The 20647-nt window shown below is 59.8% G+C and carries 19 protein-coding genes; 13 read left to right on the top strand and 6 right to left on the bottom strand.

What is annotated here, in order from left to right:
- The first annotated feature begins 176 nt into the window (after positions 1-176).
- Entirely contained in the window at positions 177-1418 is a 1242-nt protein-coding gene (locus WIN67_RS22785; RefSeq protein ID WP_180988437.1) for a glutamine synthetase family protein, read from the top strand.
- A 73-nt stretch (positions 1419-1491) separates the two neighbouring features.
- Positions 1492-2862 (top strand): MFS transporter, encoded by a 1371-nt coding sequence (locus WIN67_RS22780; RefSeq protein WP_102880584.1) that lies wholly within the window; start codon positions 1492-1494, stop codon positions 2860-2862.
- A gap of 57 nt (positions 2863-2919) precedes the next feature.
- Here WIN67_RS22780 and WIN67_RS22775 read toward each other — a convergent pair whose 3' ends face one another.
- The 4 genes from WIN67_RS22775 to flgA form a co-directional block, all read right to left on the bottom strand.
- Positions 2920-3666: a flagellar brake protein gene (locus WIN67_RS22775; RefSeq protein ID WP_102860703.1), complete on the bottom strand. Its 747-nt coding sequence runs from the start codon at positions 3664-3666 to the stop codon at positions 2920-2922.
- A gap of 96 nt (positions 3667-3762) precedes the next feature.
- On the bottom strand, positions 3763-4230 hold the full coding sequence (locus WIN67_RS22770) for a flagella synthesis protein FlgN (protein WP_102860704.1): 468 nt from the start codon (positions 4228-4230) through the stop codon (positions 3763-3765).
- A gap of 48 nt (positions 4231-4278) precedes the next feature.
- Positions 4279-4596: a flagellar biosynthesis anti-sigma factor FlgM gene (flgM, locus tag WIN67_RS22765; RefSeq protein ID WP_102880583.1), complete on the bottom strand. Its 318-nt coding sequence runs from the start codon at positions 4594-4596 to the stop codon at positions 4279-4281.
- 151 nt (positions 4597-4747) lie between these two features.
- Positions 4748-5509, bottom strand: a complete 762-nt coding sequence (flgA, locus tag WIN67_RS22760; RefSeq protein WP_110651462.1) for a flagellar basal body P-ring formation chaperone FlgA — start codon at positions 5507-5509, stop codon at positions 4748-4750.
- Between the two features lie 75 nt (positions 5510-5584).
- Here flgA and WIN67_RS22755 point away from each other — a divergent pair, with 75 nt between their 5' ends.
- The 6 genes from WIN67_RS22755 (at position 5585) to flgE (ending at position 10618) form a co-directional block, all read left to right on the top strand.
- Complete coding sequence (locus WIN67_RS22755; protein ID WP_102860707.1) at positions 5585-6517, top strand: chemotaxis protein CheV; 933 nt, start codon at positions 5585-5587, stop codon at positions 6515-6517.
- 44 nt (positions 6518-6561) lie between these two features.
- Positions 6562-7389 carry a protein-glutamate O-methyltransferase CheR gene (cheR, locus tag WIN67_RS22750; RefSeq protein ID WP_011062744.1) on the top strand — a complete coding sequence of 276 codons (828 nt, stop codon included), beginning with the start codon at positions 6562-6564 and terminating at the stop codon, positions 7387-7389.
- 254 nt (positions 7390-7643) lie between these two features.
- Positions 7644-8051: a flagellar basal body rod protein FlgB gene (gene flgB / locus WIN67_RS22745; protein WP_102860708.1), complete on the top strand. Its 408-nt coding sequence runs from the start codon at positions 7644-7646 to the stop codon at positions 8049-8051.
- Between the two features lie 3 nt (positions 8052-8054).
- Positions 8055-8498, top strand: coding sequence for a flagellar basal body rod protein FlgC (gene flgC, locus WIN67_RS22740; RefSeq protein ID WP_102860709.1), 444 nt, complete (start codon positions 8055-8057; stop codon positions 8496-8498).
- 15 nt (positions 8499-8513) lie between these two features.
- Positions 8514-9245 carry a flagellar hook assembly protein FlgD gene (gene flgD / locus WIN67_RS22735; RefSeq protein ID WP_102860710.1) on the top strand — a complete coding sequence of 244 codons (732 nt, stop codon included), beginning with the start codon at positions 8514-8516 and terminating at the stop codon, positions 9243-9245.
- A gap of 29 nt (positions 9246-9274) precedes the next feature.
- Complete coding sequence (gene flgE, locus WIN67_RS22730) at positions 9275-10618, top strand: flagellar hook protein FlgE (RefSeq protein WP_110594738.1); 1344 nt, start codon at positions 9275-9277, stop codon at positions 10616-10618.
- A 338-nt stretch (positions 10619-10956) separates the two neighbouring features.
- Here the strand turns inward: flgE and WIN67_RS22725 are convergent, their stop codons facing one another.
- A complete protein-coding gene (locus WIN67_RS22725) occupies positions 10957-13851 on the bottom strand; it encodes a ribonucleoside-diphosphate reductase subunit alpha (protein ID WP_102860712.1) in 2895 nt (964 codons plus the stop codon).
- A 757-nt stretch (positions 13852-14608) separates the two neighbouring features.
- Here WIN67_RS22725 and WIN67_RS22720 point away from each other — a divergent pair.
- Together WIN67_RS22720 and WIN67_RS22715 are read left to right on the top strand one after the other, a co-directional pair.
- The gene (locus tag WIN67_RS22720) at positions 14609-15331 is read left to right on the top strand and encodes a response regulator (RefSeq protein ID WP_102880580.1); all 723 of its coding nucleotides are present in this window, start codon (positions 14609-14611) and stop codon (positions 15329-15331) included.
- Positions 15328-16938, top strand: coding sequence for an ATP-binding protein (locus tag WIN67_RS22715; protein WP_110594736.1), 1611 nt, complete (start codon positions 15328-15330; stop codon positions 16936-16938). Before WIN67_RS22720 ends, WIN67_RS22715 begins: the two co-directional genes overlap by 4 nt.
- On the opposite strand, the gene WIN67_RS22710 is transcribed toward WIN67_RS22715, so the two are convergent.
- Positions 16907-17677: a 4'-phosphopantetheinyl transferase family protein gene (locus tag WIN67_RS22710; protein WP_300242699.1), complete on the bottom strand. Its 771-nt coding sequence runs from the start codon at positions 17675-17677 to the stop codon at positions 16907-16909. The two genes, WIN67_RS22715 and WIN67_RS22710, sit on opposite strands and share 32 nt — an antisense overlap.
- 221 nt (positions 17678-17898) lie before the next feature.
- On the opposite strand from WIN67_RS22710, the gene WIN67_RS22705 reads away from it, so the two are divergent.
- The 3 genes from WIN67_RS22705 (at position 17899) to WIN67_RS22695 (ending at position 20641) form a co-directional block, all read left to right on the top strand.
- A complete protein-coding gene (locus WIN67_RS22705; protein ID WP_102860716.1) occupies positions 17899-18501 on the top strand; it encodes a hypothetical protein in 603 nt (200 codons plus the stop codon).
- Between the two features lie 119 nt (positions 18502-18620).
- Positions 18621-19298, top strand: a complete 678-nt coding sequence (locus WIN67_RS22700) for a response regulator (protein WP_102880577.1) — start codon at positions 18621-18623, stop codon at positions 19296-19298.
- Positions 19295-20641 (top strand): ATP-binding protein, encoded by a 1347-nt coding sequence (locus tag WIN67_RS22695; protein WP_102880576.1) that lies wholly within the window; start codon positions 19295-19297, stop codon positions 20639-20641. The genes WIN67_RS22700 and WIN67_RS22695 overlap by 4 nt, the downstream gene beginning before the upstream one ends.
- Positions 20642-20647: the final 6 nt, after the last annotated feature.

Genomic DNA, 20647 nt, shown 5'->3' with positions numbered 1-20647 from the left:
TGAAATCCTGAACGGGTGATGCGTATTTTGTACGGGTCGCCGTTCGCGGCTCGTATAACAACAAGGATTGAGTCATGACAACCGATGGCCACAGTTCACTCGCCGAGCGATTGACGGGCATTGATGAGATTGAATGCGTCACTGCGGATCTCAATGGCGTGCCGCGGGGCAAGGTGATGACAGCCGAGGGCTTCCTCGAAGGGCGGCGTTTGCAGATGGCTCGCGGGGTGCTGCTGCAATGCATCATGGGCGGGTATCCGCCGGCACGGTTTTACGGCAGCGACGACGGCGACCTGGCGCTCAATGCCGACCCTCGGCAGATTCATCGTCTGCCCTGGAGCCAGACGCCTCGGGCGCTGGCCATTTGTGACGCGGATGAGCTCAGTGGCGAAAGTTCGCGACTCTCCACCCGCGGCCAACTCAAGCAGGTGATCGCACGCTATGCGGCCCTGGGGCTGGCGCCGGTGGTGGCTACGGAGCTGGAGTTTTTCGTGTTCGCCGCCAATGACGATCCGGCACAGGCTTTTCGGCCACCGGTAGGCCTGGACGGTCGACGAGAGGAGGGCTACTCGGCATTCAGTGTCAGCTCCAACAACGGCCTGCGGCCGTTCTTCAAGGAAGTCTACGAGTGCATGGCGGCACTGGGCCTGCCTCGCGATACCTTCATGCATGAAATGGGTGTCAGCCAGTTCGAGATCAATCTGCTGCACGGCGATCCGCTGTTGCTGGCAGACCAGACCTTCCTGTTCAAGCACCTGCTCAAGGAAGTGGCCCTCAAGCACGGACTGATCGTGGTTTGCATGGCCAAACCTCTGGCGCATACACCGGGCAGTTCGATGCATATTCACCAGAGCCTGGTGGAGATCGGCAGCGGGCGTAATGTCTTCAGCGACGATGCCGGGCAGCCGACGGCGATGTTCCGCCATTTCATCGGCGGGCTGCAGGCTGGGCTGGCGGATTTCACCGCATTGTTCGCGCCCAACGTGAACTCCTATCAGCGCTTGTGCCATCCTTACGCTTCGCCGAACAATGCCTGCTGGTCCCATGACAATCGGGCTGCGGGGCTGCGTATTCCGGCCAGTTCGCCGGTGGCGCGACGGGTAGAGAATCGCCTGCCGGGCGCGGACGCCAATCCGTACCTGGCGATTGCCGCGAGCCTGGCAGCGGGTTTGCACGGGATCGAGAATGAGCTTGAACCCACGGCGGCGATCCAGGGCGAGTTCGAGGTTCCGGACAATCTGTCGCTGCCTTGTACCTTGCATGCGGCGCTGGAGCGTCTGAAGCGTAGTCAGTTGGCAAGGGAACTGTTCGGCACTGAGTTCATCGAAGGCTACATCGCTTCGAAGACCATGGAGTTGACCAGCTTCTTTGATGAAATCACTCCCTGGGAGCGGCGTGTGCTAGCGGCCCAGGCATAACCGAACCGTCGCTGGTCGGGCCCTGATTTACCAAGGGTCCGACACCTCATTCAAGGAGCCGCTCGGAACGCCGATGCGCCAAATCTGGAAATCCTTTCGAGCGCTTTATTTCGCCTCGCTGATGATGTTGATCGGCTCGGGTCTGCTCAGCACTTATCTGGCTCTTCGCCTGGCCGCCGACCATGTCGATGGCCTGTGGGTGGGTGCCTTGATGGCGGCCAACTATTTCGGCCTGGTATTGGGGGGCAAGCTGGGGCACCGGTTGATTGCCCGGGTCGGGCATATCCGCGCCTACGCTACTTGTGCCGGGATCGTCGGGGCGGCGGTGCTCGGGCACGGATTGGTGGACTGGCTGCCGGCCTGGCTGGTGCTGCGGATGATCGTCGGCCTGGGGATGATGTGCCAGTACATGGTCATCGAAAGCTGGCTCAACGAGCAGGCCGACGCCAATCAGCGCGGGCTGGTGTTCAGCGGCTACATGATTGCCTCTTACCTGGGGCTGGTTCTGGGTCAGTTGATTCTGGTCATGCATCCCGCTTTGGGGCTGGAACTGTTGATGCTGGTGGCCCTGTGCTTTGCCCTGTGCCTGGTGCCGGTGGCCATGACCCGGCGTATTCACCCGGCGCCTCTGCATCCGGCGCCGATGGAGCCGCGCTTCTTTATCAAGCGAGTTCCCCAGTCCCTGAGTACCGTGCTGGGGTCGGGGTTGATCGTGGGTTCCTTCTATGGCCTTGCGCCGCTCTATGCGTCGCAGCAGGGCTTGAGTACCGAGCAGGTCGGCCTGTTCATGGGGAGCTGCATTTTTGCCGGTCTGGTGGTGCAGTGGCCATTGGGCTGGTTGTCCGATCGCTATGATCGGGCGTTGCTGATTCGCTGTTTCGCGCTGTTCCTGGCGGTGGTGGCCCTGCCTCTGGCGATCCTGCCGTCGGTCCCCCTGGAGATGCTCTTTGTCCTCGGGTTCCTTTGTTCCCTGGTGCAGTTCTGTCTCTATCCGTTGGCGGTGGCTTTCTCCAATGACCACGTGGAAAGTGATCGTCGGGTGTCGCTGACGGCGATGCTGCTGGTGACCTATGGCGTGGGGGCGAGCATCGGTCCGTTGGCGGCTGGGGTGCTGATGAAGTTGTTCGGCAGTCAGATGCTGTATGCCTTCTTCAGTTTCTTTGCCCTGGTCCTGGTCTGGAGGATCCGGCCGAAGGCGGTGACCAATCTGCATCAGGTGGATGATGCGCCGTTGCATCACGTCGCCATGCCGGACAGCATGTCCAGCTCACCTCTGGTGGCGGCCCTCGATCCACGGGTGGATGAGCAGGTGGTGCAGGATCAGATGCAGACCGCGCCCGCGCCGGACGCCGCGCCTGCCGCGGAGCCTGAGACGCCGCAAGCGCCGGATGAGGCGCCGCCCGATGAATGCGCTCGGGATCATTTAAGCGGGGCTCGGCCCTAGAAACGAGAAACGGGCAGTTGCCGCAAGGCACTGCCCGTTTTCATTGGAGCGTGGGGCTCAGAGATCGTCTTTGTCGAAGCGCCGCGCTTCACGCTGTAACTGATAGACGAAGCGCTCTACCTGACGCTGCACCAGGCCGCTCATGTTGTGAAAGCGTACGCCGGCAAAGGTGGTGTCGATACGTTCCTCGTGATGCAGGTAACGCAGTTCGACCGGGGCGGTCATGCTGCCGAAGGGCAGGGCGGCAATAAAGCGCTCGTACACCTGGCCCAGTTGCAGGCGCGAAGAGATATCGCCGTCGAAGCGCAACTTGCAGCCGGTAGCGGAAATATCCAGCAGCTTGCCGGTCAGAGGGGACTTGAGTTTTTCGCCGCTGAGTTCGATGTCGACCAGTTGCGCCAGCTTGAGTGCAGCGCGGAAGGCGTTGCGGCGCTGGTGGTAAACCACTTCGTCCGGCAGGGTGGCCCGGTAGCAGCGACCGCCATTGGACTCGTCGAGGGTCGGCAGGCCGTTGCTTTCCCAGGCGATGCGCACGCCTTCATGAAATCCTTCAACACGAAATGGCTCGCCCGCCAGCATGAATCGCTCACCGTCGCGGGGGATCATTTCATCGAGGGCAATCATGTTGCTATCGCGGTCCACTTCCACCAGATAGCTCTGGAAGCGCTGGCTGCGCTCATGGAAAGTGATGATCAGCGGGTCGTGGCTCTCTTGCAGCAGCCGCAGGTTGGAGGAAATTTCCAACGCAGTGGTGAACACCTTAGGTGGCTGCGGAGCATCTTCCGCGTTTGAGGCGTTGAACACGGTTCATCAATCTCCAGACAAAATACAACTACACGCAGGGTCTGGCATTTTGCCAGCATGTTTCACGGCTTGATAGCGCGCGCTCATTTTTGGGGCTTAAGCCTGACTGAGTGGGCGGGGCTTCGCAAGCATAGAGGTAGAGCCGCGGGCGTCATAAAGAGCTGGGGGTTCGCCGCCGTTGAGGATTTTCAGCTGGTTGGCGGTGGTGGCCTGTTGAATCTGGATCGAGCGGCCGTTGAGTTCGTTGGTGGCCTGGCAGTCGGCGAGCAACTGGGTCAGCAGGTTGCCCTGCTCGAGCAGTTGATCGCCCAGGCTGGAGTGACTGGCCAGTTGTTCGAGGCCTGCACGATTGCTCGGCAGGTTCAGGCTGGCAAGGATCTCTGTGCGCTTACGGCCATGCTGTTCCAGCAATATGACCAGGGCCTGCTTCTGCGCCAGGATATCCTCCAGCAGCGGCATGTCGCGGCCGTGCAGGGCAATGGATTCGGCTCTGAGCAGCTCCAGCAGTTGTTGAGCTGGAGCAAGGTCGTCATTGATCAGTTGCAGTAGATTGATGTCGTGCATGGCTGGCCTTGGGGATTAAGCGTCCAAAAGCCTGGCGCAAGCCTGTGGCTAGCGCTGGGCTTCGAAGTTGAGCAGTTTGCTGGCTACACGGTTGCTGTCGACCTTATAGCTGCCATCGGCAATGGCTTGCTTCAACTCGGCCACCCGGGCCTTGTCGACAGCAGGCTGATCGCGCAGCTTGTCGGTGATTTTCTGCAACTGTTGAGCCTCATTGCTGAGGTGTACCGATTCCCCGCTTTTGCTGGTCTCGGCTGCAGTCGTCAGCGCAGCGGATTTGCCGGCATCACCGGTTTCCTTGCTGGCGCTGGTACGCGTACTGCCTGTCAGTGAGGGGGAGCTGTTTAAACGGCTGAAGTCGATGACCATGATGAAGAAAACCTCTGGGTATTTGGACGCTTGCCATGTTTTCGGCCATACCCTGAAAAACTTTAGGCTCGATTGTCGACGAGCCAGCGCAGGTATCTGCGACCCTTTATCGGCCACAGTTTAGGGAACGAGCGAGTCGAGCGCCAGTTATCTACATGGCCACTTCCACCTGCCCCGGCGCGGTGACGCGAGCCTTGATCACTCGTTGCGAGTTCAGGTTCTTGACCCTGATCTGCTCGCTCAGGCCGCCGTTGGACAGTGCCTCCCCCGGCATCCGCACGTTCAGGGTGCCGCTACGTGCCGAAATCACTACCTGATCGCCCTTGCGTACTACTTCAGCCTGTTCCAGGTGACCCAGAGTAACAAGCTGGTCGGCGACCATTGGTCGGACAAGTTTCTGACCAATGGCCTGGTCCACGGAAGTCAGGTAGCCCTGATTGTTCAGGCTGATATCTCTCTCGCGCAATACCACGTCTTCTGGCTCGATGATCCCGGTGCGTTTGAGTGGGCGCGAAGTGGTGACCACTTCGCGAAACAGTTTGACCTGGGCTGGCACGAACACCGTCCAGGGTGAGCCTCCCTCGCAGCGGACCTTGACCGTTACCCGCCCCAGTGGCTGTGCTGGACTTTCCAGGCTCGCTGTCAATTCCTTGTCGCAAGCAGGCATGCGCATACGCGGATCCAGCTGGTTGACTTGGATTTCGTAGCGTCCTTCCGTTTGACTGGTAGCCAGGTAGTCTTCTACCGTGAATTCAAGAAACCCTTGAGTGACGCCGATAAGTAGATCAGGCAGGGTGACCGAATCAGCAACGGCAGGGCCGCCAGGGTTTAGGATACATAGCGCCGACATCCCGCAGAGCAATGCGCGGTAGGGGGATGTCAGGCGTCGGAAAAATGTCGTTTTGGCGTTCATAACAGTTAAAAAGCAAGCGCCGTGCCGTTTAGTGATGAGCGTGCGTCGGATCTTAAAGCTTTGGGGAGTCTGGGCATGGCTGGTGTAATGGATTCGGTAAACCAGCGCACGCAATTGGTTGGGCAGAATCGCCTGGAGTTGCTGCTGTTCCGTCTGGACGGTGAGCAACTCTACGGGATCAACGTATTCAAGGTTCGCGAGGTGCTGCAATGCCCCAAGTTGACCCTGATGCCCAAATCCAACCCTGTGGTGTGCGGTGTCGCGAATATTCGAGGGGCGACCATTCCGATCCTGGATCTGGCAATGGCCACAGGTTCGGGGGGGTTGCAGGATCAGAGCAATCCGTTCGTCATTATCACTGAGTACAACACCAAGACTCAGGGGTTTTTGGTGCGCTCGGTGGAGCGTATCGTCAATATGAACTGGGAAGAGATCCATCCGCCGCCCAAGGGCACGGGGCGTGATCACTACCTGACGGCGGTGACTCGGGTGGACAACCAGTTGGTCGAGATCATCGACGTTGAAAAGGTTCTGGCGGAAGTCGCCCCCACCTCCGAGTCTATTTCGGTGGGCGTGGTTGACGTCGAGACTCAGCACAAGGCTGTTTCCTTGCGGGTGTTGACCGTTGACGACTCGTCAGTGGCGCGCAAGCAGGTTACTCGCTGCCTGCAGACTGTGGGTGTCGAGGTGGTGGCGCTGAACGATGGCCGGCAGGCGCTGGATTACCTGCGCAAGCTGGTGGATGAGGGCAAGAAGCCGGAAGAGGAATTCCTCATGATGATTTCCGACATCGAGATGCCCGAAATGGACGGTTACACCCTCACGGCCGAGATACGTAGCGATCCACGCATGCAAAAGCTGCATATCATCCTGCATACTTCGTTGTCAGGGGTGTTCAATCAGGCGATGGTGAAGAAGGTCGGTGCCGATGACTTCCTTGCCAAGTTCCGTCCTGACGACCTGGCATCCCGGGTAGTAGACCGGATCAAAGCAGCAGACCACAGCTGAGGGCATCAGCCCCCGGCGAACATAAGATTTAAGAGGCGGCAGCATTGTCTACGGGTAATTTGGATTTTGAACAGTTCCGGGTCTTCCTGGAAAAAGCCTGTGGTATTTTGCTCGGGGAAAACAAGCAATATCTTGTCTCGAGCCGTCTCAACAAACTGATGGAACAGCAAGGCATCAAAACCTTGGGTGAGCTGGTTCAGCGGATTCAGACCCAGCCGCGCAGCGGATTGCGCGAGATGGTGGTGGATGCGATGACGACCAACGAAACCTTGTGGTTTCGTGACACCTATCCCTTCGAAGTATTGAAGAACAAGGTGCTTCCCGAAGCCATCAAGGCCAGCCCCAATCAGCGCTTGCGGATCTGGTCGGCGGCATGCTCGTCGGGGCAGGAGCCCTATTCCTTGTCGATGTCCATCGATGAGTTCGAGCGCAGCAACATGGGCCAGTTGAAGATGGGGGTGCAGATTGTTGCTACCGATCTGTCCGGGACCATGCTCAATAACTGCAAGACCGGCGAATACGACAGCTTGGCCATCGGCCGTGGTTTGTCGGCCGAGCGCCTGCAGCGCTACTTCGACCCTAAAGGGCCGGGGCGCTGGGTGGTCAAGGCACCGATCAAGAGCCGGGTGGAGTTTCGCTCGTTCAACCTGCTGGACAGTTACGCCAGCCTTGGCAAGTTCGACATCGTGTTCTGTCGCAATGTGCTGATCTACTTCTCGGCTGAGGTCAAGAAGGACATCCTGATGCGCATTCACAGCACGCTGAAGCCTGGTGGTTACCTGTTCCTGGGCGCTTCCGAAGCGCTCAATGGTCTGCCGGATCATTATCAGATGGTGCAATGCAGCCCTGGAATCATCTACCAGGCGAAATGATGGGCGGTTGCAGCAATAGAAAAGGAGGCCTCAGGGCCTCCTTTTTTTGTGGGTGCCATTTTATCGGGTGGCCGGGCGAAAAGCGGCAGGTCGATTGCCGCTTTGCCGGCGTTTCGCGGAAATCCATTGCCGCTTTTCTGGCATTGCCGCCTTGCCGCTGCCGTAGAACCCTTGATTTATGGGGGGTCTTTGACTTGGCACGTAGCTTGCTAAGTCAAGGTTACGAAAAATCAGGTCACCCAAAGGTTTCCGACATGAGCATCAGCTTCGATAAAGCGCTCGGTATTCACGAACAAGCTCTTGGCTTTCGCGCCAAGCGTGCCGAAGTGCTGGCCAACAACATCGCCAACGCCGACACCCCGAACTACAAGGCTCGGGATCTGGATTTCTCCGCTGTGCTCGCCGAGCAGAACGAAAAGGTCAAGAGCGGCACCTTCGCGTTGAACATGACCAACACCCGGCATATCGAAGCCCAGGGCCTGAGCAGTGGCGCCGAATCGCTGCTGTATCGCACGCCGATGCAACCCTCGATCGACCAGAACACCGTGGATGCCCAGTTGGAGCAGTCGAGCTACGCACAGAACTCGGTGGACTTCCAAGCCAGCTTCACGCTGCTCAACAGCAAATTCAAAGGGCTGGTTGCAGCCCTGCGCGGAGAGTAATCCATGTCCCTTGCCAGTGTTTTCAATATTGCCGGTAGTGGCATGAGCGCTCAGACCACTCGTCTGAACACCGTCGCCAGTAACATCGCCAACGCCGAGAGCGTGTCGTCGAGCATCGACCAGACTTACCGCGCTCGTCATCCGGTGTTTGCCACCATGTTCCAGGGCGCCCAGAGCGGTGGCAGCGATTCGCTGTTCCAGAACCAGGATGCTGCAGGCCAAGGTGTTCAGGTGCTGGGCGTGGTGGAAGACCAGAGCAATCTGGAAGCTCGCTACGAACCGAATCATCCGGCTGCAGATGCCAAGGGCTACGTCTTCTACCCCAATGTCAACGTGGTGGAAGAAATGGCCGACATGATTTCCGCCAGTCGCTCGTTCCAGACCAACGCTGAAATGATGAATACCGCCAAAACCATGATGCAGAAGGTCCTGACCCTGGGTCAGTGATAAGGGGCGAAGCCAATGAGCGTTACTGATACCACCAGCGGTCCGTCCCTCAAGGATGTGCTGGCCAACTCGTCGAAGAAGACCGCGAACACCACCAGCGCCGACGGCCTGGCGGCAGCGACGAACAGCGCCACCGGCAAGCAGGCCCTGGGCAAGGACGCGTTCCTCAAGTTGCTGGTGACCCAGCTGAACAACCAGAACCCGCTGGATCCACAGGACAACAGTGCGTTCGTTGCCCAGTTGGCGCAGTTCTCCACCCTGGAAGGGATTACGACCCTCAATACCTCGGTGAACTCCATCACTGGCAATTACAAGTCGTCTCAGGCTCTGCAGGCTTCGTCCCTGGTAGGTCGCTCGGTGATCGTCCAGTCCGGCACCACACAGGTTGACACCAGCAAGAGCATGACCGGTTCGGTGACCGTTCCGTCCAGCGTCAGCTCGGTCAAGGTGACCATCACCGACAAGGATGGCAACACCGTCAAGACCATCGACATGGGCAGCCAGAAGGCCGGCAACGCCAGTTTTGTCTGGGATGGCACCATGACCGATGGCACCAAGGCGGCCCCGGGTAACTACACCTTCAAGGCCAGCACCACCATTGATGGCAAGGGCACTGACCTGATCACCTACCTGCCGGCGACGGTCAACAGCGTCACTATCAGCCAGACCGGCGGAGAGTTGATGCTGAACCTGGCAGGAATGAGCAGCCCGATTGCCCTGTCCAAAGTACAAACCATTGGTATCTAGAGCCGACTAACCGGCACAAGGAGTGGAATATGTCTTTCAATATCGGCCTTAGCGGTCTCTACGCTGCCAACAAACAGCTGGACGTCACCGGTAACAACATCGCCAACGTCGCAACCACCGGTTTCAAGTCTTCCCGCGCCGAATTCTCCGACGTTTACTCGGCCACCAAGCTGGGCAGCGGTACTCAGGTGATTGGTAACGGCGTACGCCTGTCCAACGTTTCTCAGCAGTTCACTAACGGTGACATCAACAACACCGGCAACGTGCTGGACATGGGCATTCAGGGGCAGGGCTTCTTCGTGCTCAGCACCAATGGCTCGCTGACCTACACCCGTGCCGGTACCTTCAAGACCGACAAGGAAGGCTTCATCACCAACAGTGATGGCACTGCGCGCCTGCAAGGTTATGCCGTAGATGCCAACGGCAAGATCATCAACGGTGTACTGACCGACCTGCGGATCGATACCTCGAACCTGGCGCCCAAGCCAACCGACTCGATCTCCTCGACGATCAACCTGAACTCCGATTCGACTCCGATCAATGTGGCCTCGACCGCTCCGGCCTATGTGTTCAATCCGACCGACAACACCACCTACACCAAGTCGTTCAGTACCCCGGTGTATGACTCTCAGGGCAACAAGCACGTCATGGATCAGTACATGATCAAGACGCCGAACCCCAATGAGTGGCAAACCTACACGCTGATTGATGGTCGCAACCCGGACGGTACTGCATTCACCATGGCCAACCAGTCGCCGATCACCATGACGTTCGACTCGTCGGGCAAGCTCAGCACCATTACCCCGCCAGCTGCGCCAGGGACTACGCCGTACACCATAGCCGGCAACAAAATTGTCATGTCGGCTGCCGCCTGGACTCCGGGTACCGTCACCAATGGCGTATTCGCCCCTAACGGCGCCAAGCCTGCGGCGAACGGTGTCAGCATCGACATGACCAAAACCGGTTCGGTGTTCGGCGAAAGCACTCGCTCGATCATCGCGCAGAACGGCTATTCCACTGGCCAGATCAGCAGCCTGACCATCGATGGCACCGGTGTGATGCTGGCCAACTTCAGCAACGAGCAGACCAAGGCGATCGGTCAGATCTCCCTGGCCAGCTTCACCAACGAGCAAGGTCTGCAGCCGGTAGGCGGCACTCAGTGGAAAGAGACCTACTCGTCCGGTATTCCAGGTTATGACGCACCGAAGACCGGCACCCTGGGAGCGATCCAATCCAACTCCCTGGAAGAGTCCAACGTCAACCTGACCAACGAGCTGGTGAACCTGATCAAGGCGCAGAGCAACTATCAGGCGAACGCCAAGACCATCTCCACTCAGAGCACCATCATGCAGACCATCATCCAGATGACCTGATACCGGTTCGCTTGAGCGCTACACAAAAAGCCCCTCGATGAGGGGCTTTTTCATGCCTGTTTGCTGCCATCCAGTTCCTTTATTGGTGGTGGGTTCGTAGGCGTGCGCTGGTGGGGGTGGCATTGCAGGCGTGCAAGCTTGTATCGCAGGTGGCTGGCTTGTTGTCGGGGCTGGCTTGCCAGTGAATGCGTCCTTGAGGCTTGCGCATGCTTGGATGGGGAGGCTTGTTCATTGCTAAGCCGGCTTCTACAGCTTTGTTGCGGGCAAAAGAAAACCCCCGATAAGCCGCAGGCCTATCGGGGGTTGGCACAGGCGCCATGGGCGCCTGTCAGCTCAGCTTATTGGCAAGCTTCGCAATCCGGCTCGTCGATGGCGCAAGCCTTCGGCACTGGAGCAGGGCCGGCAGGCGCTGCGAGGACCGAGTCGTCACCGTGGTTGCCGCCGCTGGAGACAGCGTTCAGCTTGCCGGTGTTGATGGTCGACTTCTCGGTGCTGGTAGCGGCCAGGGCACGGAGGTAGTAAGTGGTTTTCAGGCCACGGTACCAAGCCATGCGGTAGGTCACGTCCAGCTTCTTGCCCGAGGCGCCGGCGATGTACAGGTTCAGCGACTGAGCCTGGTCGATCCACTTCTGGCGACGGCTGGCAGCGTCGACGATCCACTTGGTTTCCACTTCGAAGGCGGTCGCGTAGAGCTCTTTGAGTTCTTGCGGGATGCGCTCGATCTGTTGCACCGAACCGTCGTAGTACTTCAGGTCGTTGATCATCACCGAGTCCCACAGACCGCGAGCCTTGAGGTCGCGAACCAGGTACGGGTTGATCACGGTGAATTCGCCCGACAGGTTCGATTTCACGTAGAGGTTCTGGTAGGTCGGTTCGATCGACTGCGATACGCCGGTGATGTTGGCGATGGTCGCGGTCGGTGCGATGGCCATGATGTTGGAGTTACGAATGCCTTTCTGCACGCGGGCACGAACCGGTGCCCAGTCCAGGGTTTCGTTGAGGTCCACATCGATGTACTTCTGGCCGCGAGCCTCGATCAGGATCTGTTGCGAGTCCAGCGGCAGGATGCCTTTGGACCACAGCGAGCCCTGGAACGTCTCGTAGGCGCCGCGCTCGTCGGCCAGGTCGCAGGAAGCCTGGATCGCGTAGTAGCTGACCGCTTCCATGGACTTGTCGGCGAACTCGACCGCAGCGTCGGAACCGTAGGCGATGTGCTGCAGGTACAAAGCGTCCTGGAAGCCCATGATGCCCAGTCCCACTGGACGGTGCTTGAAGTTGGAGTTCTTCGCTTGCGGCACCGAGTAGTAGTTGATGTCGATCACGTTATCGAGCATGCGCACGGCGGTGTTCACGGTGCGTTCCAGCTTGGCGGTGTCCAGCTTGCCGTTGACGATGTGGTTCGGCAGGTTGATCGAGCCCAGGTTGCAGACGGCGATCTCGTCCTTGTTGGTGTTCAGGGTGATCTCGGTGCACAGGTTCGAGCTGTGGACCACGCCCACGTGCTGCTGCGGGCTGCGCAGGTTGCACGGGTCTTTGAAAGTCAGCCATGGGTGGCCGGTTTCAAACAGCATGGAGAGCATCTTGCGCCACAGGTCTTTGGCCTGGATGGTCTTGAACAGCTTGATCTTGCCAGGGTACTCGGTCAGGGCTTCGTAGTACTCGTAGCGCTCTTCGAAGGCCTTGCCGGTCAGGTCGTGCAGGTCCGGTACTTCGGACGGCGAGAACAGGGTCCACTTGCCGTCATCGAAGACGCGCTTCATGAACAGGTCCGGGATCCAGTTGGCGGTGTTCATGTCGTGGGTACGACGACGATCATCACCGGTGTTCTTACGCAGCTCGATGAACTCTTCGATGTCCATGTGCCAGGTTTCCAGGTAGGCACAGACAGCGCCCTTGCGCTTGCCACCCTGGTTCACGGCTACTGCGGTGTCGTTGACCACTTTCAGGAAGGGGACGACGCCCTGGGACTTGCCGTTGGTGCCCTTGATGTAGGAGCCCAGTGCACGTACCGGAGTCCAGTCGTTGCCCAGGCCGCCGGCGAATTTCGACAGCATGGCGTTGTCGTGGATGGCGCCGTAGATGCCCGACAGGTCGTCCGGGACGGTGGTCAGGTAGCAGCTCGACAGCTGTGGACGCAGGGTACCGGCGTTGAACAGGGTCGGGGTCGAGGCCATGTAGTCGAAGGACGACAGCAGGTTGTAGAACTCGATGGCACGGTCTTCGCGTTGCTTCTCTTCGATTGCCAGGCCCATGGCCACGCGCATGAAGAAGATCTGCGGCAGTTCGAAACGCACGCCATCCTTGTGGATGAAGTAACGGTCGTACAGGGTTTGCAGGCCCAGGTAGGTGAACTGCTGGTCGCGTTCGTGGTTGATCGCCTTGCCGAGTTTCTCCAGGTCGAACTCAGCCAGCACCGGGTTCAGCAATTCGAACTCGATACCCTTGGCGACATAGGCTGGCAGTGCCTTGGCGTACAGGTCGGCCATTTCGTGATGGGTGGCGCTCTCGGCGACCTCGAGGAAACCCAGGCCTTCGGCGCGCAGGGTGTCCATCAGCAGGCGGGCGGTGACGAACGAGTAGTTCGGCTCGCGCTCTACCAGGGTGCGGGCGGTCATCACCAGGGCGGTGTTGACGTCTTTCAGGGCCACGCCGTCGTAGAGGTTCTTCAGGGTTTCGCGCTGGATCAGGTCGCCATCGACTTCTTCCAGGCCTTCGCAGGCTTCGCTGACGATGGTGTTCAGGCGGCCCATGTCCAGAGGAGCGAAGCTGCCATCGGCGCGGGTGATGCGGATCGAAGGGTGGGCTTGTACCGTCTCTTCGCCGCTGGAGCGAGTGGCACGCTCCTTGGCGCGGGAGTCACGGTAGATCACGTAGTCGCGGGCAACTTTCTGCTCGCCGGCGCGCATCAGGGCCAGTTCGACCTGGTCCTGGATCTCTTCGATGTGGATGGTGCCGCCCGAAGGCATGCGACGCTTGAAGGTCGCGGTGACCTGTTCGGTCAGGCGCGCCACGGTGTCGTGGATTCGCGACGAGGCAGCGGCAGTGCCGCCTTCAACTGCGAGGAACGCTTTGGTGATAGCGACGGTGATCTTGTCATCGGTGTAAGCAACGACAGTGCCGTTTCGCTTGATCACGCGCAATTGGCCAGGGGCGGTAGCAGACAGATCCAGGTTGGAATCGGCGGCCTGCGGCGCATTGGCCTGCGGGTTCTCGCGAGTTGTGTCGGTTTGCATGGGTGTCTCCACGTTCTCTATGTTTGTTTGGGCACCAATGAGGTGCCCACCGTTCCGTCCTGAAGCACTACAGCCGGCAGAGGCCGGGCATAACGACTTCGGGACAGTTCAGGAAGGGGGCTATTGGCGCCGCTTCCATGCCGAAGTCATGGTGTCGAGCCTGGGCTCGGCACCTTATTCCTGGTGGGTGACAGTCTTGTTGCTGCAACACCCGTACCGCTTTCTCCTGGACAGGGTGGAAAACGATGCCATCCGCACGCGCGGTCTTGGTCTTCTGAAACAGCGATTGGTTCCACCAAACGGGGCAAGAAAAGGGCTTGAGTTTCTTGTCTGAAGTGTGTTTGGTTTTTTGGGTAAAACCCTAGATATAGGTGTTTTTGGCCGGCGGGCTACAAGATAATGCGTTTTGGGGGCTGATTGCAACGTGCTGCCTGTGGATAAGGTTGTGCGTAAATTGTGTATGGGCTGGGTAAAACTCGCGCAGGCCGCAGTCCTAGTGCATGGAACCATTTGTCACTGTTTTTTACCGCCTGAAATTGCCTTGGGCGGATTTTTGCGGGCGCGAACCCTATCACAAAAAATCCCCCTGACCGAGTCGTTTTAGTCGCTTGTATGTGGGCCGATCCCGGTTGCTACAATCCGTCGCGGTCCATGAGTTGCTGGCGACGTTTTCCATGGCCGGTTATCCGTCTTTTTCATGACAAAAAGACGGGTGCTTTCTTTCCAGTGAATGCTGGCAATAAAAAAGAGGTCGAGCGTGGAGCAAGAAGCCTGGCAGGTACTGATTGTCGAGGATGACCAGCGTCTGGCTGAGTTGACCCGTGAATATCTCGAGAGTAACGGCCTGCAGGTGGCCATCGAGGGCAACGGCGCCCGGGCTGCCGCCAGGATCATTGCCGAGCAGCCGGACCTGGTGATACTCGACCTGATGCTGCCCGGCGAAGACGGCCTGAGTATCTGTCGCAAGGTTCGGGCTCGCTATGACGGGCCAATCCTCATGCTCACCGCCCGTACCGATGACATGGATCAGGTCATGGGCCTGGACCTGGGGGCCGATGACTACGTCTGCAAGCCGGTACGCCCACGGTTGTTGCTGGCGCGGATCCAGGCCTTGCTGCGGCGCAGCGAAGCAGCGGAGCCTGCCCAGGAGAAAACCCGGCGCCTGCAATTTGGTCCTCTGGTGGTGGACAACGCCCTGCGTGAAGCCTGGCTGAGCGATGTCGGCATCGAGCTGACCAGCGCCGAGTTCGATCTGTTGTGGCTGCTGGTGGTGAATGCGGGGCGGATACTGTCCCGTGAGGAGATCTTCACCGCTCTGCGCGGCATAGGTTATGACGGCCAGGACCGTTCCATCGATGTGCGCATCTCGCGCATCCGGCCCAAGATCGGCGACGACCCGGAGCACCCGCGACTGATCAAGACCATTCGCAGCAAGGGCTATCTGTTCGTTCCTGAAGCCGCTGCCGACTTGCCCTCGTGAACTCCATCTTCCTGCGGATCTATGGCGGCATGTGCGCCGCGCTGATCCTGGTGGCGCTGCTGGGGGTGCTGGCTCTGCACCTGCTCAACGAGGTGCGCAGCGAGCAGTACCGCGAACGACTGGCCCACGGCACCTTCTCGCTGATGGCGGATAACCTCAAGCCCATGAGCGAGATCGAGCGTCGCCGTGCCCTGGCCGTGTGGGAGCGGCTGTTGGGGATTCCCCTGAGCCTGAAGACCTTCAACCAGACCGACCTGGACAGCAGCCAGCGTGGCCGGGTGCTGCGCGGGCAGGCGCTGGTGGAGCAGATCGGGCCCTTTGCCGCCCGGGTCTATCGCCTGGTCAGCGAGAAGGAGCAGTTGCTGCTCAGTGCCGAAGTGCAACAGATCAGCGAGCAACTGGCCCGGGCAACCATCTATCTGCTGGCGGACGAGTTGGTACGGTATCCGGTGGCGGAGCAGCCTGAGCGCCTGGCGGCATTGAAGAAGGCCAAGGGGTTTGGTTTCGATATGCACCTGTCCACCCTGGATGCCGCCGATATGGATGAGGACCAGCGCCGACGGGTGGCCGAGGGCGATACGGTGATGGCCCTGGGCAAGGGCGGTGATTCGATCCGGGTATTTGCGGGGTTGGTGGGGACGCCCTGGGTGCTGGAAATCGGCCCTCTGTATCAGATGAACCCTTATCCGCCGCAATGGCTGGTGCTGATTGCCGTGCTCGGCCTGAGCTTGATCGGCCTGATCGTCTATTTATTGGTACGCCAACTGGAGCGACGTCTCAGCGGCCTGGAATCGGCAGCCACGAAAATTGCCAAGGGCAGCCTGGAAACTCGCGTGCCGGCTCGTGGTGTGGATTCGGTGGGGCGCCTGGCGGCTGCATTCAACGGCATGGCCGAGCATTTGCAACGCTTGTTGGCGATCCAGCGCGAACTGGTGCGGGCGGTCTCTCATGAGTTGCGTACACCAGTGGCTCGGTTGCGTTTTGGTCTGGAGATGATTGCTTCGGCAAGTACCGATCAGGCGCGACAGAAGTACCTGGATGGTATGGATCACGATATTCAGGACCTGGATCGTCTGGTGGACGAGATGCTCACCTATGCCCGCCTGGAACAGGGCTCGCCGGCCTTGAACTTCCAGCGTATCGACCTGGATGCCCTGATTAACCAAGTGATCAGCGAACTGGCACCCTTGCGGGCCAACCTCAAGGTCCAGCGTGGGCTGTGCCTGTCCGACGCCGAGTGCGACGGGGCCTGGGTCGAGGCCGAGCCGCGCTATCTGCACCGGGCGCTGCAGAATCTGGTGAGCAATGCCATGCGCCATGCGGAATCCCAGGTCACTGTCAGTTATCAGGTGGGCCAGTTGCGCTGTCGGGTGGATGTGGAGGATGACGGTCCCGGCGTGCCGGAAAGTGCCTGGGAAAAGATCTTCACGCCTTTTCTGCGGCTGGATGACAGTCGCACCCGGGCTTCTGGCGGTCATGGGTTGGGGCTGTCGATCGTGCGGCGAATCATCCACTGGCACGACGGCCGTGCCCTGATCAGCCAGAGCAAGAGCCTCGGGGGGGCCTGCTTCAGCCTCAGCTGGCCCCGGCAGCAGGAGCCCCGCTGAGGATTGTCGGCGGGGCGGCCTTGATGGCGATCAGACTGAGCAACTGGTTGTCCTCGACCACGAACTGCCCCTGTAGCTCACTGCCGTGGTGCCATTCATCGCTCAGGTCCGTCAGTAGGCGCACTCGGACCTGGCCCTCTATAGACCACTCCAGTACTTCGGCGTGTTCGAAGTAGAAGTTTTTGTGCACCAATGGATACAGGGTCTTGTACAGGCTTTCCTTGATCGAGAAGGTCAGGGTCACCGCCAGGGCGTGCAACGCAGGGGGCAACAGGTCCCGACGTTGCAGTTCCGCCGGCGTGAGGATCTGCTCAGCCAGATTGGCCGCGCGCTCATTGCTCAGCAGCTTTTCCAGGTCTATTCCCAAGGCTCGCCAGTGCTGTTTGTCGGCGACGATGGCGGCGGCGCGGCCGGTGCCGTGGGTAATGGAACCGCAGATATGCTCGGGCCAGATCGGCGCCCGGTCGGCGCCGATCGGAGGAACCCAATCCACATTCTGCAGTTGCCACAGGGCGGCCCGGGCACACAGGCGTCCGGCCAGGAACTCGGCCTGGCGCTTGGCCACCGAGCGCTGGATGCTGGGCGGTGCTTCAATGCCGCTGCGCTGGAAATCATCCGCAGCCAATTGCCCGGGATCGAACCGAGTGCTCAGCCAAAGGGTATGGGGCAAGGCCTCCGGCAGGGGCCAGGAGGCATCCAGAGAGGTACAGCAAGCGGGGAGAGGGGGGAGTGCATTCATGGCCGCTAGTTTGCCGGGTTGAAGAGTTCGAGGGTAGCGGTGTGTGGTGCAGAGAGGGGACTCAGAAAGCTGGGCGAGAGCGTTGTGCAGGTTGAAATGCCTCAAGACAGCTAGATGGATCTGGTTCAGGCGAGGTTAAGAGTGTGTTCAGGGGGAGTTCAGGGCGGGCTGTTTACTCTAGCCCCGTACCCAAAAAGCCAATAGCGCAAAGGAAACTTCCTATGACTTCATTGAAAAAACTGATCCTGGCCTTTACCGTTCTCGGCGCCAGCGCCGCCGTCCAAGCCGCTGACAGTAACTTCGCCAGCCTGACCTATGGCCAGACCAGCGACAAGGTTAAAAAATCCAGCCAGCTCAACAGCAATCTCGGGCATCCGAACGCCGATGGTGTGATCGGCAAGGACAACACCTGGGGTGTGCGTTTCGGTCAACAGAATGACCAGGGCCGTTACTACGCCACTTACGATTACGTTTCCGGCTCTCACAATGGCATTAAACTGCGTCAGCAAAATCTGCTGGGCAGTTACGATATGTTCCTGCCGGTGACCAGTAGCACCAAGCTGTTTGGCGGTGCTACCGCCGGCTTGACCAAGCTGACCCAGGAATCCCCGGGCTTCAGCCGCGATAGCGACATCGGTTACGCGGTGGGAGTGCAGGCGGGTGTCCTGCAGCAGGTTTCACAAAATACCTCGGTGGAGCTCGGCTACCGTTACCTGCGCAGCAATGCCGGGACCGAGATGAGCGAGCGGGGCGGCAGCAAGCAAGGTTCCTTGAGCCTTACCAGCAGTGCCCAGACTTATCTGTCGGCCAACTACGCTTTCTGATAAGCGGCCTGGCCTGAACCGCGCCGGACTGTGCCTTGGGCACGGTCCGGCGCTGGCGCATTGATCGTCAGGGCGCAGGGGCGCCCTTGGAGATGTCGAATTTTGCCTGGGAGAGCGTTATGAAGTTGCTGGTCGTCGAAGATGAGGCGCTGTTGCGCCATCACCTGCAAACCCGCCTCACCGACAGTGGCCATGTGGTCGAGTCTGTGGCGAACGCCGAGGAGGCGTTGTACCAGACCGAGCAGTTCAATCACGACCTGGCGGTGATCGACCTGGGGTTGCCTGGCATGGGCGGACTGGATCTGATCCGTCAGTTACGTGCCCGTGGCAAGACGTTTCCGATCCTCATCCTCACCGCCCGCGGCAATTGGCAGGACAAGGTCGAAGGCCTGGCCGCCGGTGCCGACGACTATGTGGTCAAGCCGTTTCAGTTCGAAGAGCTGGATGCACGGCTCAATGCGTTGCTGCGGCGTTCCAGCGGTTTTACCCAGTCCACCATCATTGCCGGCCCTTTGCTGCTGGACCTGAATCGCAAGCAGGCGTCCATGGATGATCAACCCCTGGCCCTGACCGCCTACGAATACCGGATCCTCGAGTACCTGATGCGCCATCACCAGCAGGTGGTGGCCAAGGACCGGCTGATGGAGCAGTTGTACCCGGACGATGACGAGCGTGATCCGAACGTCATCGAGGTGCTGGTGGGGCGGCTGCGGCGCAAGCTGGAGGGGCCGTCGGGCTTCAAGCCGATTGATACGGTGCGCGGCCTGGGCTATCTGTTCAACGAGCGCTGCCGATGATTCGATCGCTGCGGCTGCGGCTGATGCTGGCGGCGACCACCCTGGCGGTGCTGTTCATGCTGGCGTTGCTGCCGGCCATGCAGGGGGCCTTCAGCCTGGCGCTGCAGGACTCCATCGAGCAGCGCCTGGCTTCCGACGTCACCACCCTGATTTCGGCGGCGCGGATTGAAAACAACCGCCTGCAGATGCCTGCACAACTGCCGGACGAGCGCTTCAATCTCGCCGACAGTCGCTTGCTGGGCTACATCTATGACCGAGAGGGGCATCTGGTCTGGCGCTCCCGGGCCACCCAGGAAGAGAACATCAATTACCGGCCGCGGTACGACGGACGCGGTAACGAGTTCGCCAGAATCCGTGAAGCCAATGGCCAGGAGTTCTTCGTCTACGACGTCGAGATCAAGTTGTTGGGGGGCAAGAACGCGGCTTTCAGTATCGTTGCACTGCAACCGGTGCGTGAGTACCAGCAGACTCTGGAAGGGGTCAGGGAAAACCTCTATCTGGGCTTTGGTGCGGCGTTGCTGGTGCTGCTGGCATTGCTCTGGCTGGGGTTGACCTGGGGTTTGCAGGCCCTGCGACGCTTGAGCCAGGAATTGGACCAGATCGAGAGCGGTACCCGCCAAAGCCTCAGTGAGGAGCATCCGCGGGAGCTGTTGCGCCTGACCGGCTCCTTGAACCGCCTGCTGCAAAGCGAGCGCGAGCAGCGTAGCCGCTACCGGGACTCCCTGGATGACCTGGCCCACAGCCTGAAAACCCCGTTGACGGTGTTGCAAGGGGTCAGCGAGGACATGGCGCAACGGCCTCAGGATCGGGAGCAGGCCTGGGTCCTGCAGACGCAGATCGAGCGCATGAGCCAGCAGATCAGCTACCAGTTGCAGCGTGCCAGCCTGCGCAAGAGTGGCCTGGTGCGCCATCAGGTACGTCTGCGGCCGGTGCTGCAAAGCCTGTGCGACACCCTGGACAAGGTCTATCGCGACAAGCAGGTGCGCGTGTCCTTCGATTTGCCCGAGCGCTGCTATGTGCCGATCGAGCACGGGGCCTTGCTGGAGTTGCTTGGCAATCTGCTGGAGAACGCCTACCGCCTGTGCCTGAGCTCGGTACGCATCAGTGTGCGCGAGACTCTGGATGGCTCAGAGCTGTGTGTGGAGGACGATGGCCCTGGTGTGCCACCCGATCAGCGAGCACGGATTCTCCAGCGTGGCGAGCGTCTTGATCGCCAGCACCCAGGGCAGGGCATAGGCCTGGCGGTGGTCAAGGACATCATCGAGAGTTATGGCGCGCAGTTGACCCTGGGGGATTCAGCCTTGGGCGGTGCGGCCTTCAGGATTCACTTCCCGGCCCTGTAAAGGGCG

This window comes from Pseudomonas idahonensis (assembly GCF_037903935.1).
GTDB classification, from domain to species: domain Bacteria; phylum Pseudomonadota; class Gammaproteobacteria; order Pseudomonadales; family Pseudomonadaceae; genus Aquipseudomonas; species Aquipseudomonas danubii.
Note: the sequence above shows the minus strand (reverse complement) of the source record. Positions and strands in the feature narration are given on the sequence as shown.

What these genes read in the sequence shown, in the direction of transcription:
- WIN67_RS22755 (WP_102860707.1), top strand. Translation starts at nt 5,585, where the DNA reads ATGGCTGGTGTAATGGATTCGGTAAACCAGCGCACGCAATTGGTTGGG.
- flgD (WP_102860710.1), top strand. Translation starts at nt 8,514, where the DNA reads ATGAGCGTTACTGATACCACCAGCGGTCCGTCCCTCAAGGATGTGCTG.
- flgE (WP_110594738.1), top strand. Translation starts at nt 9,275, where the DNA reads ATGTCTTTCAATATCGGCCTTAGCGGTCTCTACGCTGCCAACAAACAG.
- WIN67_RS22725 (WP_102860712.1), bottom strand. Translation starts at nt 13,851, where the DNA reads ATGCAAACCGACACAACTCGCGAGAACCCGCAGGCCAATGCGCCGCAG.
- flgC (WP_102860709.1), top strand. Translation starts at nt 8,055, where the DNA reads ATGTCCCTTGCCAGTGTTTTCAATATTGCCGGTAGTGGCATGAGCGCT.
- WIN67_RS22700 (WP_102880577.1), top strand. Translation starts at nt 18,621, where the DNA reads ATGAAGTTGCTGGTCGTCGAAGATGAGGCGCTGTTGCGCCATCACCTG.
- flgA (WP_110651462.1), bottom strand. Translation starts at nt 5,509, where the DNA reads ATGAACGCCAAAACGACATTTTTCCGACGCCTGACATCCCCCTACCGC.
- WIN67_RS22705 (WP_102860716.1), top strand. Translation starts at nt 17,899, where the DNA reads ATGACTTCATTGAAAAAACTGATCCTGGCCTTTACCGTTCTCGGCGCC.
- flgM (WP_102880583.1), bottom strand. Translation starts at nt 4,596, where the DNA reads ATGGTCATCGACTTCAGCCGTTTAAACAGCTCCCCCTCACTGACAGGC.
- WIN67_RS22695 (WP_102880576.1), top strand. Translation starts at nt 19,295, where the DNA reads ATGATTCGATCGCTGCGGCTGCGGCTGATGCTGGCGGCGACCACCCTG.
- WIN67_RS22785 (WP_180988437.1), top strand. Translation starts at nt 177, where the DNA reads ATGACAGCCGAGGGCTTCCTCGAAGGGCGGCGTTTGCAGATGGCTCGC.
- WIN67_RS22710 (WP_300242699.1), bottom strand. Translation starts at nt 17,677, where the DNA reads ATGAATGCACTCCCCCCTCTCCCCGCTTGCTGTACCTCTCTGGATGCC.
- WIN67_RS22770 (WP_102860704.1), bottom strand. Translation starts at nt 4,230, where the DNA reads ATGCACGACATCAATCTACTGCAACTGATCAATGACGACCTTGCTCCA.
- WIN67_RS22780 (WP_102880584.1), top strand. Translation starts at nt 1,492, where the DNA reads ATGCGCCAAATCTGGAAATCCTTTCGAGCGCTTTATTTCGCCTCGCTG.
- flgB (WP_102860708.1), top strand. Translation starts at nt 7,644, where the DNA reads ATGAGCATCAGCTTCGATAAAGCGCTCGGTATTCACGAACAAGCTCTT.